The organism is Nonomuraea sp. NPDC049480, from assembly GCF_044465905.1.
Taxonomy (GTDB): Bacteria; Actinomycetota; Actinomycetes; order Streptosporangiales; family Streptosporangiaceae; genus Nonomuraea.
Map to the genome: position 1 here is coordinate 34,093 of NZ_JBITMD010000018.1, position 13,169 is coordinate 47,261.

The window sequence follows — 13,169 nt, forward strand, 5'->3', positions numbered from 1 at the left end:
AGCTCCTATAGCCGGTAGCCGTACCTGCCCATCAGCGGCAGGGCGGTGAGGGTGCTCAGCGCGGTGCTGGAGACCGGCAGCGCGGCGTGCCAGGCGTCGTCGGGCCTGATGGCCACGGGGCCGGTGCGCAGCCGGTCGGGGTTGCCGGTCACGGTGTGGTTGACGCCGAGCGTGGCTGTACTCCCGGAGTTCCCGCTGGTCACCGGGTTGAGGCCGGTGAGGCCCGCCCACGCCATGACGCGGTCGACCGTCTCGGCGGGCCGCACGGCGAAGTCCTCGTACCGGAGCCTGCGGCACTCGCCGGGAAAGGCACGCACGATCCACTCGGACGCCACGTTGAAGCCGGTCCAGTACGCACTGCTGTGCAAGGGGCTCATCGCCGGGATGTAGCCCTTGGCGCGGTGCCAGGAGTACGCGGTCGCGCGGGGGTCGCGCACCATGTGCAGCGTCCGCGGCCGCAGGTCGCGCAGGCCCATGAGGTGCGCCGCCTCGGCCGGGAACTTGGAGGTGTCCACGATCACCTCCGCGCCGGTCACCTCGCCGATCGCGGTGTAGAGCCGCCGTTTCACCTCGCCGATCCGTAGCACGTCACGCGGCGGGCGGGCCAGGCCGCGCGCCTCGCGCAGCCGTTCGCGGGTGAAGCGGGTGCGCAGGCGCGCGTCGTGCAGCCCGATCATCTCCGTCGCCAGGGACTGGACCGCCGAGCCGCCCAGCCGGTGCAGCACCTCGCGCCACACCTCGCAGTCCTGCAGGTCCTTGCCGCAGCCGCAGGAACTGTTGGTGCCGCTGTGGAGGACACCGTTGGCCCACAGGTAGTTCAGCTCGCCCACGTGCGCCACGCCCGGCAGTTCGTTGAGCAGGTTGCCCAGCAGCGTGCTGCCCGACCTGCACCAGCCCGTGACGTAGAGCACCCTCATCGGGCCGCCGCCTTCCTGACCGCCGCCACCAGGTGCTCGCAGTCGCGCGGGCCCAGGTTGGCCGAGAGCGGGATGTCGATGGCCTCGCCGACGTAGCGGGCAGACGCGGGGCACAGACTCTTGGCCGCCTCCGGGTCGTCGCCGAGCAGGAAGCGCCAGTTCCAGAACGCGCGCACGTTGACGTCGCCGGGGTCGCCGAGCGCCCGGGCGTCCACGCCCTCGTCGGTGACGGCCCTGGCGAACGCGGCGCACTCGGCGGGCGTGGCTCCCGGCAGCCGGAACACCACCGCCTCGCCCAGGTACGCGCCCGGCGCCACCGGCTGACGCAGCGCGATCCCGTCGAGCCCGGACAACTCCCCGGCCACGTGGTCATAGTTGCGCCGGTGTGCCTCCAGCCGGGCGGGCAGCCGCTGGAGCAGGGCCCCGGCCAGCGCCGCCCTGATCTCGTCCATGCGGAAGCTGAAGATGGGGAAGGCCAGGTCGTCGACGTCGGGGACGGCTCCCGCTCCGGGGAAGTGGCGGGCCATCCTGCCCTCGTACGCGCCGCTGTAGACGACCGCCCTGGCGTACGCCTCCGGGTCGTCGGTGAGCAGGAAGCCGCCCTCGCCGGTGTTCAGCGACTTGTCGGACTGGGTGCTGAAAGCACCGAAGTGACCGAACGTGCCCAGCCAGCGGCCGTTGAGGCGGGCGCCGAGCGCGGGCACCGAGTCCTCGATCACGTACGCCTCATGCTGCTCCGCGAGCCGGCATATCTCCGGCATGTCGCTGGCGAAGCCGCGCATGTGCACCACCACGACCGCCCGCGCGCCCTCGCCCAGCACGCGGCGCAGGTCACCCACGTCCAGGTGCAGGTTCTCGTCGCACTCCACGAGCACGGGCCGGTGCCCGGCCAGCAGGATCGCGCTCGGCGTGGCCGCGAACGTGAACGCCGGGCAGGCGACCGGCGACCCCGGTGGGAGCTGGAGCGCGAGCAGGGCCAGTGCGATCGCGGTGGTGCCGCTCGCGCAGGCCAGCGCGTGCCGCGAGCCGAACACCTCGCACAGCCGCCGTTCGAAGAGCCCGGTGAATGTCTCCTCGTGCGGCCGGAAATCGTAACGGAAGAACAGCTTGTTGTGCAGCGCGGCGATCGCCGCGGCGATGTCCTCGGCGCTGAGGAAGACATCGCCTTTGTCGTAAGTGGGCCAGGCTCTCAGCGGTGGTCGATTCACTGGTCCCTCGAATCTGTTGACGCGAATAACCAATTACGCGATGGACCCAAGAGCCGACTATCGCGGCAGATCCCGGGAAAGGCAAGCCCTCTCGCCCATGTCACAAATGCGTGATAAGCCGTCGAAGAACCCTGCCCGCAGAAAGGAAGAGCCGTGATAGTCCACGCCCTGAACGACGCCTGCCCCGACCGGGTGATCGGCCGTGACCATCCCGCCTACGACGACGTGCGGCTGCTGTTCAACGGCATGCACGACCTCAGGCCGCGGCTGATCTGCCTGCCGCGCTACGTCGCCGAGCTGCGGGCGGTGATCCGCGCGACCCGCGACGCCGGGCTGCCCACGGCGGTGCGCGGCGGCGGCCACAACGTCGCCGGGTCCGCCGCCGTCGAGGACGGGCTGGTCATCGACCTGCGCCTGATGAGCGCGGTGAGCGTCGACCCGGTCGCGCGCACGGCCGTCGCCGGCGGGGGCGCCACCTGGAGCCAGTTCGACCTCGCGACGACCGCGTACGGGCTGGCCACGACGGGCGGCACGTTCGACACGACCGGCGTCGGCGGCCTGGCCCTGGGCGGCGGGCTCGGCCACCTCATGGGAAAACACGGTCTGACCTGCGACAACGTGCTCTCGTATGAACTGGTCACGGCGGCCGGAGAGGTGCTCGTCGTGGACGCCGAGCGCGACCCCGACCTCGACTGGGCGTTGCGCGGCGCGGGACACGGCCTCGGCGTCGTGTCGGCGTTCCACTTCCGCGTCCACCCCGTCGGCCTGCTGTGGGGCGGCTGCGTCGCCTACCCGCGCGCCGAACTGGGCGCGGCCGTACGGCTGTTCCGCGACCTGATGCTCGGCGCGCCCGACGAGCTCAACTGCACGCTGCTGCTCAAGCGGTACGGCCCCACGCAGGTCCCGGCGGCCGTCATCCTCGTGGCCTACAGCGGCGGCGACGAGGAGTACCGGGCCGCGCTGGAGAAGCGGCTGGGCGAGCCGGAGGTGCTGGACTGGCAGCTGACGTTCCGGTCGTACCTGTCGGCGCAGGCCGCGCTGGGCCGCCTGGCGTTCGGGCTGCGGCACCACTGGAGCGGCCGCTTCGTCGACGCCCTGCCGGACTCGCTGGCAGACGCCCTGGCCGAACGGTTCGAGGCGGCCCGATACCGGGACGGGATCCTCGTCGAGCCGTTGCACGGCGCCGTGCGGCGGGTGGACGCCGAGTCGACGGCCGTCCCCTTTCGCGGCGCCGCCTTCAACGTCACCGGCACCGCCATCTGGACCGACCCGGCGGCCGACGAGCAGCAGGTGACCTGGGCGCGCTCGGTCGCGGCGGCCGCCGAGCCGCACAGCCGCTGGGGCGACGGCTACGTCAACTATGCGTCCACCGGTGACTGGGCAGGTAAAACGACCGCCTCCGAGCGGCTGACCTCGGTGAAGAGGCGGCTCGACCCGGACGGCTTCTTCCGCGGCCGCGTCCACCCGGTCAGCGAATCGTTGCCCACGAGTTCAGCGCCAGGTGGACGCGGACCGGCGGGCGCTGACCTTTGACTGTTGGGACTCGGGTCCTTCACCGCAAGGGAGTTCTCGTGATCGTCCTCGGATACAACGGGTTCGGAAAAGTCGCCGAACTCTTCGCGCGTTATTACGGGTCGACGGGACTCGACCGCCACATGCTCTACGGTCACGACTCGTCGGCGGCGTTGACGGTGGACGGGGAATTGGTGGCGGCCGTCGAGGAGGAACGTCTCAACCGGGAGAAGAAAACCGCCCGATTTCCCCGCGAGGCCATCGCCTGGGTTTTGCGGCAAGGCGGCCTCACTTTTGACGACGTCGACGTCTTCGCGCATTCCTGGCGTTTCTCCGAAGACATCATGAACAATATGATCCGCGAGATCACCGACGCCGACGCGCCCGTGGACAAGAAGTTCGCCCGGCTGCGGCGGCTCGACGACACCCACGCCCGGATCTTCAGCCGGGAGGCCATCCTCGCCGACTTCCACGAGCACACCGGCCACCGGCTGACCGACGACAGGCTCGTCTCGGTGCCGCACCACATCGCCCACCTGATGACCGGATACCACCTGTCCGGCGGCGGCGACGCGGCCTTCGTGGTCAGCGACGGCCGGGCCGAGTGGCTGTCGGCGATACTCGGCGAGGTGCGCGACGGCAAGGTGCACATCTTCGACGACGCGACCGTGGACGGGGACAACTCGCTCGCCCTGCTGTTCGCCGTCCTGACCAGGTATCTCGGGTTCACCCCCAACAACGACGAGTACAAGGTCATGGGCCTGGCCGGGTTCGGGCCGCCGCCCGAGCACAACCCGCTGCTCAAGCACGTGGTCGAGCTCACGGGCGACGGCCGGTACACGATCCCGTACGCGCCGCGGGCCGTGCGCGCCTACTACGCGCTGTTCGACCGGATCTTCGACACCGGTCCCGACGGCCGCGAGGACTTCGAGGTGCGGGTACGCGTGGCCGCCGCCGCCCAGGAGATGGTCGAGAAGGTCACCGCCCACCAGCTGCGCGCGCTGGAGGAGCGCAGCACGCTGCCGAGGCTGCTGTTCGAGGGCGGCCTGGCCCTGAACTGCGTCAACAACACCAAGCTCCTCGAATCGTCGAGGTTCGCCGAGATGGATGTGAGCTTCGGTGCCAGCGACCCCGGAGTGGCCATCGGCGCCGCCTTCTACGCCGGTCAGGAGGCCGGCGCCACGCCACGGGTCACCCGCTCGCCCTACCTCGGACCCGCGTACGGCGACGCCGACATCCTGGCCGCCCTCGAAGAGCACGCCGACCAGGTCGACTGGCGGGAACTCGACCCCGGCCAGGTCGCCGCCGAGACCGCGGCCCTGCTCCAGGACAAGAACGTGGTCGGCTGGTTCCAGGGCCGCATGGAGTACGGGCCGCGGGCGCTCGGCAACCGCAGCATCCTGGCCAACCCCCGCTTCGCCGACATCAAGGACATCATCAACGAACGGATCAAACACCGGGAGCCGTTCAGGCCCTTCGCGCCGGTCGTGCTCGAAGACGTCGCCCGCGAGGTGTTCGAGATGGGCAAGAAGCGCGTCTCGCCGTACATGACGTTCGTCTTCCCCGTACGGCCGGGATATCGCGACCTGATTCCCGGCGCCACGCACGTGGACGGCACGTCCAGGATCCAGACGCTCGGCGAGCGCGACAATCCGCTCCTCGCCGGGCTGCTGAGGAGCTTCACCGCGCTCACCGGGATTCCGTGCCTGATCAACACCTCGTTCAATGTGGCGGGCGAGCCCATCGTGTGCTCTCCGGCCGACGCCGTGGACTGCTTCCTGAAGACCGAGATGGACTACCTGGTCATGGGACGGTTTGTGGCCGCCAAATCAGCACAGCGTTGACAACGATTTCAACGGTTTCGAGGGGAAGGACACCTATGTCTCCGGGCGAGGAGTTCGCGTGGGCGGTGGCGGGGGCGCGGGACGACGTCGAGGTGCCGTACACGTCGGCGTTGACCGAGGCGTTCCCGCTGTTCGAGCACCGGCCCCGCTACACCGTGCGGCACCTGCTGAAGAAGGCCAAGGCCGTGGACTCGTCCGTGTCCTACGTGCTGGAGGCGCCCTCAGCGCGGCAGGCGCCGTCCGGCACCGCGTACGCCGAGACGCCCGAATCGGCCTTCACCGCCAGCGTCCGCGCGGCCACGCTGACCGACGTGCGGGTCAGCGTGCCGGTGCCCAAGGGCGTGCTCGACGAGCCCGGGCTGCTGGCCGCGTTCGTCGACTACCGCGTGCTCGTCCGCCTGTCCACCGTCGAGAACGAGATCCTGCTGCACGGCTCCGCCGACGGCGCGATCGACGGCCTGCTGCACCTGGCGGAGTCGCGGCGCGCCCCGTTCGACGGCGATCCCGGCGACGTGCTGACCGCCGCGGCGGCCGAGGTCGAGGAGACCGGCGGCTCCTGCGACGGCATCGTCGCCCACCCCGTCCTGTACTGGCGACTCGTCCGCGACGGCCTGCTCGACCGGCTGGCGACGGCCGGGATCCGCGTCTCGCGCACCCGCATGATCAGCACTGGCGACGCGCTGCTCGGCGACTTCCGCGCCGCCGTCACCCTGCTCGACCCCGGCCGGTCGACGCTCACGCTGCGCAGGGACACCGAGGTCATCGAGGCGGGCACTCGCGTCGGGCTGGCCGTCCACCTGCCGCAGCACTTCCTGCTCGTGTCCTGAAGGGGGATCGCCATGGACCTCGGTCTGAACGGGCGCGTCGCGCTCGTCGCGGCGGCCAGTAGCGGGCTCGGCCTGGCCGTCGCCCGCACGCTCGCCGCCGAGGGCGCGCACGTCTCCATCTGCGCCCGCGAACCCGGCAGGCTCGCCCGCGCGCACGCCGAACTCGACGCCGCCGGCCCGGGACGGGTGCTCAGCACCAGCGCGGACATCCGCGACGAGGCGGCCGTCGCCAAATGGGTGCGGCGCACCGCCGACGAGTTCGGCTCGCTGCACATCGTGGTCAGCAGCTCCGGCGGGGTGCCGCACGGTGGCCTGGAGGAGTTCGACGTGCCCGTCTACCGGCAGGCACTGGAGGACAACACGATCCCGCACGTCAGCGTCGTGCTCGCCGCGCTGCCGCACCTCGACACCGGCTGGGGCAGAGTGATCATGCTCACCTCCGAGGCCGTGCGCCAGCCGCTGCCGCTGACCGGGCTGTCGGCCGTCGCCCGCCTCGGCGTGCTCGGCTTCGCCAAGGGCCTCGTGCCCAGCCTCGGGCCGCGCGGCGTCACCGTGAACGTCCTCGCCCAGGGCTTCCACCGTACGCCCGCGCTCGACCACCAGTTCGGTGACGACGCCGACACCGCGCTGGACGCGATCGCCGAGGGCCTGCCGATGCGCAGGATCGGACGGCCCGCCGACTTCGGCGCGATCGCCGCCTTCCTGGCGAGTGAGTACACCTCTTTCGTCACGGGGGTCGTGCTGCTGGTGGACGGCGGCAACACCCGCGGGCTGTGACGTGGACCCGAGCCGGAGCGTCCCGTGGGGGCCGGCGCCATGCCTGAGCGGGATCCCGCCGTGGGGCTGACCTGGGGGCGTACGTTCGCCGGGCTCGTAGCGGCGCTGTTCGCCACGTTCACCGCCTTCGGGGCCACGGTGCCGATGATCCCGCGGTTGGTCACGGAGGAGTTCGGCGGCCCGCCGTTCGCGGTCGGCGCCGCGTTCACCGCCACCGCCGTCGTGACGCTCATCCTGCGCCCGTACGGCGGGCAGCTCGCGCAGCGCTTCGGCGGCCGCCGCCTGATGATGGCGGGATCGGCGCTGGCCGCCCTGGTCGGAACCATGTACATGCTGCCGTGGGGTCTTCCCGGCCTTTTCGCCACCCGGCTCGTCATGGGGGTCGCCGAGGCACTGCTGTTCACCGCCGGATCTGTGTGGACGGTGCAGCTCGCGCCCGAACACCGGCGCGGCCAGGTCGTCGGATGGTACGGGCTGGCCATGTGGAGCGGCTTCATGGCCGGGCCAGCGCTGGGGGAGGCGGTCTACCGTCTCGGGTCGTACCCCTTCGTCTGGGCACTGGCCGTCGCGCTGCCGCTCGTCGCCGTCGCCGTGCTCGGGCTGCTGCCGCCCGCCGCGCCGCTGCCCGTCGTGTCGCGCAGGCTCATCCCCAGGGCTTCCCTGCTGCCCGGCCTGGCGCTGGGGACGGGGGCCTTCGGGTACGGCGTGCTGGTCGGCTTCGGGGCGCTGGCGCTGTCCGCACGGGACATTCCCCATGGGCCGGTGCTGCTCAGCGTGTTCAGCGCCGCCTACATCGCGACGCGGCTGGTGGCCGGATGGCTGCCGGACCGGCTCGGGCCGATGCCGGTGATCGTCATGTCGAGCGTACTGGAGGCTCTGGGGTTGCTGACGATCGGATTCGCGCCCTCGTGGTGGGTGGCCGCATGCGGGGCGGTGGTGGCGGGGGCCGGGTTCACGCTGCTGTACCCGGCGCTGGCAATGATCACCATCAGCCGGGCGGCGGAGGCCGAACGCGGGGCGGCGCTGGGGGCGCTGAGCTCGCTGTACGACATCTTCTTCGGGCTCGCCGGGCTGGTGGGCGGGGCGGTGGCGGACGTGAGCTATCCGGGGGCGTTCGCGGTGGCGGGGGCGGTGGCGCTCGCCGCACTGGCACTCGGCCCTCTGGCCACCCGCCGGCCTCGGGTGAAGGCGAGCCGCCCGCCGGCATGGGGATGACATGAACGTCCGGAGCCTGACTGGGCTCCCGGCCGCGAACGCGACGGGCGCCCTGCCAGCCGTGGACGGCCTCAGGTCGACATGAGGCCGGAGCGGTAGGCGAAGGACACCAATTGCGCCCGATCCTTGGCCTTCAACTTCGCACGGAGCCGATGCAGATGCGTTCGTACCGTGCTCACCCCGATATACAGCTCCCCCGCCACCTCCTCGGTCGACCTCCCCTGGGCGACCAGGAGCAGCACCTGCTGCTCGCGCGGCGTCAGCCCGGCCAGCGTGGGCTGCGGTTCGGCGGGCGGAGGCTCCCGCTGCCTGAACCAGTCCACCAGCCGCTGCGTCACCAGAGGGGAGAGCATCGTCTGCCCCCTGCCCGCCGCCCTGATGACGGCGATGACCTCGTCCTGCGTCGAATCCTGGGTCAGCAGCCCGTTCGCCCCCGCACGGAGCACCTCGGTGACCGTCTGGTCGGTGTGGTCCATCGTGAACACGACGACCCGGGGCTCCGGATCCAGCTTCTCGGCCCGTAATCGCTGGATCAGCTCCAGTCCCGACAGGCCGCCCAGCGCCAGCCCGGTGACCACCACCTCCGGATGGTGCTTGCGGGCCAGCATGATCGCGTGAACCCCGCTGTCAGTGGTTTCGATCACCTCGACATCGGGCCGGGACGCCAAGATCGTCAGCAGTCCGAACCGCGAAATCGCATACTTATCGCAGATGATCACTCTTAGTGACGCACCGGCCATGCGAACTCTCTTCCGTGATGTCCAGGCAGCATGTCACACAACTGTTCGGTTTCGCCTCCGGGGATCTTCCGAAATCACCGTTTGATCTGGGACTCTTCGGCCGTGCGAGTGAGATTTTCTGACATGCGTGTGACAAGACGGACCTGTGTGACGGCGACCGCTGCGATCTCCCTGCTCACGGCCGCCACCCTGCCCGCCGCCCCGGCGCTGGCGATCACGGTGTCCACCTCTCCCACGTTGACAGTCGTGGCTCCCGTTGCCCCGATGACGGCGACCATTGCGCCCGCCGCGGCTGTGGCGCCTGTGGTGCCCGCCGGACCGCCGATTGCCACGGCGGCCAGGACCACGTCGAAGAACCGGCGCTCGCCGCCGCGTCGGCGGGCGAGACGCTCTGGCGGCGGCTGGGGCCCGCGCCCACTACTGCATCTGCGGACCGGCGGCCATGCTGACCAGCGTCCGCGACTGTCTCACCGGCCACGGCGTCGCCTCGGACCGCCTGCACGAGGAGCATTTCACCAGCGTGCCCACGGCGGCTCCCGAGCTGACCGCGCGGACGATGACGGTCGAGAACGTCGGTGACGTGGTGGTCGCCGCCGGCCGGACCATGCTCGACGCGGGCCTGGCCGCAGGCGTGCCGATGCCCTGTTCGTGCACCGTCGGCAGCTGTGGCGAATGCCGGATCCGGCTCCTCCGCGGCGAGGTGCGGGGTACCGTCGAGGACGGCGGCGTCCTCGCCTGCGTCTCCTGTCCGCTGACCGACACCGCCGTCGCGATCGGGCCGGCGGAACCCCGGGACTGAAATCGTTGTGGCGGCGGCCGGATCAGCCGCCGCCTTTCGCGCCGCCGCCCTCATTACGCCCGCACGTTAAGGAGGGCGGAAGGATGCCGTAAGGCTGCTCCGCCACTGTGGAGCCATCGGACGCGACACGACAGCGGGCCGAGAACACCTTCACCACGACCTTGAGCCGAAGAGGAGAACCATGATGGGGACAGTCCGCTCGAAGGACGGCACCGCGATCGCTTTCGACGCCTGGGGCGACGGCCCGCCGCTGATCATGATCGACGGCGCCACCGCCTATCGCGCGACCAATCCGCTGAACGCGGAGGTGGGGCAGCTGCTCAGCGACGAGTTCCGGGTGTACGCCTACGATCGCCGCGGCCGCGGGGAGAGCACCGACACCGCACCGTACGCGGTGGAGCGCGAGATCGAGGACCTTGCCGCGCTGATTGCCGACGCCGGCGCACCGGCCACTGTGTTCGGCTGGTCCTCCGGCGCGGTCCTGGCCCTGCACGCCGCGGCGGCCGGCCTGCCGATCACCCGGCTTGCGCTGTTCGAACCACCGTTCGTGGTCGACGACAGCCGCCCGCCGCTCCCGTCCGACTACGTTCAGCGGCTCGACGCCTATGTCGCCGACGGCCGCCCGGGCGACGCGATGGAGCTGTTCGCGACCGCCGCGGCCGGCTTCCCCGCCGAGATGGTCGCTGGTTTCCGGCAGAGCCCGATCTGGCCCCCTGCGGAAGCGGTCGCGCACACCATCGCCTACGACGGGCGGATCATGGGCGGCACCATGTCGGGCGGCCCCCTGCCCCGGGATCGCTGGGCCGCGATCACCGTACCCGTCCTGGTCATGCACGGCACCGGCACCGCGCCGTGGCTGATCAACGGGGCCCGGGCACTGGCCGATCTGCTGCCGACCGCGACCCTGCAGCCCGTGCCGGGCGAGAACCACAGCACCACAGCGGACGTGCTCGCCCCCGCACTGCGGCAATTCGCCCAAGGCCACTAGAGACACACGAGCAACGTGCACGCCGCGTGCGGATCTGGGATCCGCGCACGGCGACGCCGGGACCGGATCGCTTCAGCGGGTGATTCGCGCAAGCGCCGGTCCCACCCGCAAACGAGGCAATGAGGAGGTTGGAGATGGGAAGGATCGTCGTTACCGAGTTCATCTCGCTCGACGGCGTGGTCGAAGCCCCCGGCGGCGAGGACTTCAAGCACCGGAACTGGAGCTTCGCGTTCGACCGCGGCGAGGACGGCGACAGGTTCAAGCTCGACGAGGCGCTCGAGGCCGAGGCGCTGCTGATCGGCCGCAGGACCTACGAGAGCTTCGCCGGCGCGTGGCCGCAGTACCAGGGTCCCTTGGCCGACAAGTACAACAGCATGCCCAAGTACGTGGTCTCGAGCACCCTCACCGACCCCGGATGGAACAACACCCGCGTGATCAGCGGCGACGTGGTCAGGGAGGTGAGCAAGCTGAAGAACGAGGTGGAGGGCGACATCCAGATCCCCGGCAGCATCCGGCTCGTGCAGGAGCTGATCGAGAACGACCTCGTCGACGAGATCCACCTCATGACCTTCCCGGTCATCCTCGGCGCCGGCAGGCGACTGATCGAGCAGACCACCGGCAAGACGGCGTGGAAGCTGACCGAGTCGAAGACGGTCGGCGAGGGCATCCTGATCACGATCTTCCAGCGGGCCGGCCGAGGCTGAGCCCACGACCTTTCGACCAGCTGAGCGACCAGGTCGGCCAGGCCGTCGCGCTGACCGACCTCGGCTCCTCCGCCACCTACCAGATCCACGCCCAGTGACCATCACCGACAAACCGCCGCTGAAACCTTCCGCCGCGCCGCGAGCGTGCCGAGAGAACCGCGCCGTCGCCGGTGAAGTCGGCCTCCTTCAGGAGGGGGTCGAGCGGGTCGGGCCGGCAGCGCAGGTCGTCGGTGGCGTAGGCGCCGAAGCGGCTGATGTGGGCGCGTCGGAAGGGTGCTATCTGGCTGAGCCGGCCGGAGGTGAGCTGCCGGCCTTCGGCGACCAGCTGCCGCACGATGTCGGAGATGTCCAAGGTGTTGTGGAAGATGACCAAGTCAGCCGCAGGTCGCCCCGCGTTCACGGTCGCCCGGACGGGTGCCGGAAGGGGGCTGGAGGGTGGCGTGCCGGTGATCCCCCCACGCAGCCGTGAACTGGGTGGAGTCGGGTTCGTCGGGGCTGTAGCCGAAGTACCCTTAGCTGGTGTTCTCGCCTCAAGGCCCGTCGCTGCCTGAACTGGTGGTCCAGGCGCTGTCCTCGGTCGAGCGCGGCTACGACCTGCTTGCCCCGAAGTTCGAGCACACGCCTTTCCGCACCCCCGACAGCGTTCTTGACGCAACCGCCGACGCTCTGCGTCCGCTCGGGCCGTTCGGGCAGGGACTGGACGTGTGCTGCGGCACCGGCGCGGGCGTGCGGATCCTCAAACCCCTGTGCCAAGGACGGATCACGGGCGTCGACTTCAGCACCGGCATGCTCGCGCAGGCGCGCCGAGCACACCCGGACGCCGAGTGGGTACAGGCCGACGTTCGAGCCCTGCCCTTCGCCGAGACCTTCGACCTCGCGGTCAGCTTCGGAGCGCTCGGACATTTCCTGCCCGCCGAACGGCCCGCGCTCTTCGCCGGGGTGTACCGCGCGTTGCGGCCTGACGGGCTCTTCGCCTTCCCGATCGGCGCGCCGCCGCCCATCACCTCGGGCCAGTACTGGGCGCTGCTCGGATTCGACCTGGCCATGCAGGTGAGGAATGCCGTGTGGCGTCCCCCCTTCGTCATGTACTACGGCACCTGCCCGCTGCACGCGGTCCGCGACGACCTGGTAGCAGCAGGATTCAGCGTGACGACAGTCCCCTTGACGGCCCTGGGCCGACGCGAAGACGGCAGCCCGCGGTGCCGGCTCGTCCTCGCGCGCAGAACTTAGTGCACGATCGATGATCTTGGTTGTCTGTAACCGATTCTGGCCTGTCGTTGAGCAGAAACACCTCGCGTGACGCAGCAGGCCCGACGGGATTCGACCATGATCCGAGCGGTCAGATATGTTGATCCGCTGCCTACGGGAAGGCCGCCGAATGTCTGACGCACATGTTGACGACAAGCTGTCCGCAGTGCTGGGAATCTGCACTGTTACCCGCCCGATCACGTCGACGTGCGCCGGTACCTCGCCTTCCGCGACCGGCTGCGGGCAAGCGAGAGCGACCGGGACCTCTATGCGGCCACCAAGCGCGAACTGGCACAACGGGAGTGGCGTGACATCAACTACTATGCCGAGGCCAAGGGGCCTGTGATCGGCCAGATCCTCACCCGGGCGGGGTGGCGGAACTAGCGACGG

The 13,169-nt window shown here is 70.4% G+C and carries 14 protein-coding genes; 10 read left to right on the forward strand and 4 right to left on the reverse strand.

Annotated features, from left to right (window positions below):
* Positions 1-5: 5 nt before the first annotated feature.
* Together ACIBX3_RS39460 and ACIBX3_RS39465 are read right to left on the reverse strand one after the other, a co-directional pair.
* Positions 6-917, reverse strand: a complete 912-nt coding sequence (locus ACIBX3_RS39460) for a sulfotransferase (RefSeq protein WP_397125665.1) — start codon at positions 915-917, stop codon at positions 6-8.
* Complete coding sequence (locus ACIBX3_RS39465; RefSeq protein ID WP_397125666.1) at positions 914-2,125, reverse strand: DegT/DnrJ/EryC1/StrS family aminotransferase; 1,212 nt, start codon at positions 2,123-2,125, stop codon at positions 914-916. The genes ACIBX3_RS39460 and ACIBX3_RS39465 overlap by 4 nt, the downstream gene beginning before the upstream one ends.
* Before the next feature lie 153 nt (positions 2,126-2,278).
* Here ACIBX3_RS39465 and ACIBX3_RS39470 point away from each other — a divergent pair, with 153 nt between their 5' ends.
* From ACIBX3_RS39470 to ACIBX3_RS39490, 5 genes are read left to right on the forward strand one after another with little or no spacing between them, the layout of a single operon-like run.
* Positions 2,279-3,658 (forward strand): FAD-binding oxidoreductase, encoded by a 1,380-nt coding sequence (locus tag ACIBX3_RS39470; RefSeq protein ID WP_397125667.1) that lies wholly within the window; start codon positions 2,279-2,281, stop codon positions 3,656-3,658.
* A gap of 38 nt (positions 3,659-3,696) precedes the next feature.
* A complete protein-coding gene (locus ACIBX3_RS39475) occupies positions 3,697-5,481 on the forward strand; it encodes a carbamoyltransferase (RefSeq protein WP_397125668.1) in 1,785 nt (594 codons plus the stop codon).
* A 35-nt stretch (positions 5,482-5,516) separates the two neighbouring features.
* Complete coding sequence (locus ACIBX3_RS39480) at positions 5,517-6,308, forward strand: family 3 encapsulin nanocompartment shell protein (protein ID WP_397125669.1); 792 nt, start codon at positions 5,517-5,519, stop codon at positions 6,306-6,308.
* A 12-nt stretch (positions 6,309-6,320) separates the two neighbouring features.
* Positions 6,321-7,085, forward strand: coding sequence for an SDR family NAD(P)-dependent oxidoreductase (locus ACIBX3_RS39485; protein ID WP_397125670.1), 765 nt, complete (start codon positions 6,321-6,323; stop codon positions 7,083-7,085).
* Between the two features lie 39 nt (positions 7,086-7,124).
* Positions 7,125-8,300, forward strand: a complete 1,176-nt coding sequence (locus tag ACIBX3_RS39490) for an MFS transporter (RefSeq protein ID WP_397125671.1) — start codon at positions 7,125-7,127, stop codon at positions 8,298-8,300.
* 71 nt (positions 8,301-8,371) lie between these two features.
* Here the strand turns inward: ACIBX3_RS39490 and ACIBX3_RS39495 are convergent, their stop codons facing one another.
* Complete coding sequence (locus ACIBX3_RS39495) at positions 8,372-9,040, reverse strand: response regulator (RefSeq protein WP_397125672.1); 669 nt, start codon at positions 9,038-9,040, stop codon at positions 8,372-8,374.
* A gap of 442 nt (positions 9,041-9,482) precedes the next feature.
* Between ACIBX3_RS39495 and ACIBX3_RS39500 the strand changes: the two genes are divergently transcribed.
* The 3 genes from ACIBX3_RS39500 to ACIBX3_RS39510 all read left to right on the forward strand — a co-directional run bounded on the left by ACIBX3_RS39500 (position 9,483) and on the right by ACIBX3_RS39510 (position 11,531).
* A complete protein-coding gene (locus ACIBX3_RS39500; protein ID WP_397125673.1) occupies positions 9,483-9,839 on the forward strand; it encodes a 2Fe-2S iron-sulfur cluster-binding protein in 357 nt (118 codons plus the stop codon).
* A gap of 181 nt (positions 9,840-10,020) precedes the next feature.
* Positions 10,021-10,827 (forward strand): alpha/beta fold hydrolase, encoded by an 807-nt coding sequence (locus tag ACIBX3_RS39505; RefSeq protein WP_397125675.1) that lies wholly within the window; start codon positions 10,021-10,023, stop codon positions 10,825-10,827.
* Positions 10,828-10,961: 134 nt separating this feature from the next.
* Positions 10,962-11,531, forward strand: a complete 570-nt coding sequence (locus ACIBX3_RS39510) for a dihydrofolate reductase family protein (protein WP_397125676.1) — start codon at positions 10,962-10,964, stop codon at positions 11,529-11,531.
* A gap of 76 nt (positions 11,532-11,607) precedes the next feature.
* Here ACIBX3_RS39510 and ACIBX3_RS39515 read toward each other — a convergent pair whose 3' ends face one another.
* Positions 11,608-11,931, reverse strand: coding sequence for a Tn3 family transposase (locus ACIBX3_RS39515; RefSeq protein ID WP_397125677.1), 324 nt, complete (start codon positions 11,929-11,931; stop codon positions 11,608-11,610).
* Positions 11,932-12,050: 119 nt separating this feature from the next.
* Between ACIBX3_RS39515 and ACIBX3_RS39520 the strand changes: the two genes are divergently transcribed.
* Both ACIBX3_RS39520 and ACIBX3_RS39525 read left to right on the forward strand, forming a co-directional pair.
* Positions 12,051-12,761 (forward strand): class I SAM-dependent methyltransferase, encoded by a 711-nt coding sequence (locus tag ACIBX3_RS39520; RefSeq protein ID WP_397125678.1) that lies wholly within the window; start codon positions 12,051-12,053, stop codon positions 12,759-12,761.
* Positions 12,762-12,956: 195 nt separating this feature from the next.
* Positions 12,957-13,163: a GrpB family protein gene (locus ACIBX3_RS39525; protein ID WP_397125890.1), complete on the forward strand. Its 207-nt coding sequence runs from the start codon at positions 12,957-12,959 to the stop codon at positions 13,161-13,163.
* Positions 13,164-13,169 lie beyond the last annotated feature (6 nt).

Bases quoted from the DNA above. Each gene is read 5' to 3' on its own strand.
- ACIBX3_RS39460 (WP_397125665.1), bottom strand. From the start codon at position 917: ATGAGGGTGCTCTACGTCACGGGCTGGTGCAGGTCGGGCAGCACGCTG.
- ACIBX3_RS39480 (WP_397125669.1), top strand. From the start codon at position 5,517: ATGTCTCCGGGCGAGGAGTTCGCGTGGGCGGTGGCGGGGGCGCGGGAC.
- ACIBX3_RS39485 (WP_397125670.1), top strand. From the start codon at position 6,321: ATGGACCTCGGTCTGAACGGGCGCGTCGCGCTCGTCGCGGCGGCCAGT.
- ACIBX3_RS39490 (WP_397125671.1), top strand. From the start codon at position 7,125: ATGCCTGAGCGGGATCCCGCCGTGGGGCTGACCTGGGGGCGTACGTTC.
- ACIBX3_RS39495 (WP_397125672.1), bottom strand. From the start codon at position 9,040: ATGGCCGGTGCGTCACTAAGAGTGATCATCTGCGATAAGTATGCGATT.
- ACIBX3_RS39500 (WP_397125673.1), top strand. From the start codon at position 9,483: ATGCTGACCAGCGTCCGCGACTGTCTCACCGGCCACGGCGTCGCCTCG.
- ACIBX3_RS39505 (WP_397125675.1), top strand. From the start codon at position 10,021: ATGATGGGGACAGTCCGCTCGAAGGACGGCACCGCGATCGCTTTCGAC.
- ACIBX3_RS39510 (WP_397125676.1), top strand. From the start codon at position 10,962: ATGGGAAGGATCGTCGTTACCGAGTTCATCTCGCTCGACGGCGTGGTC.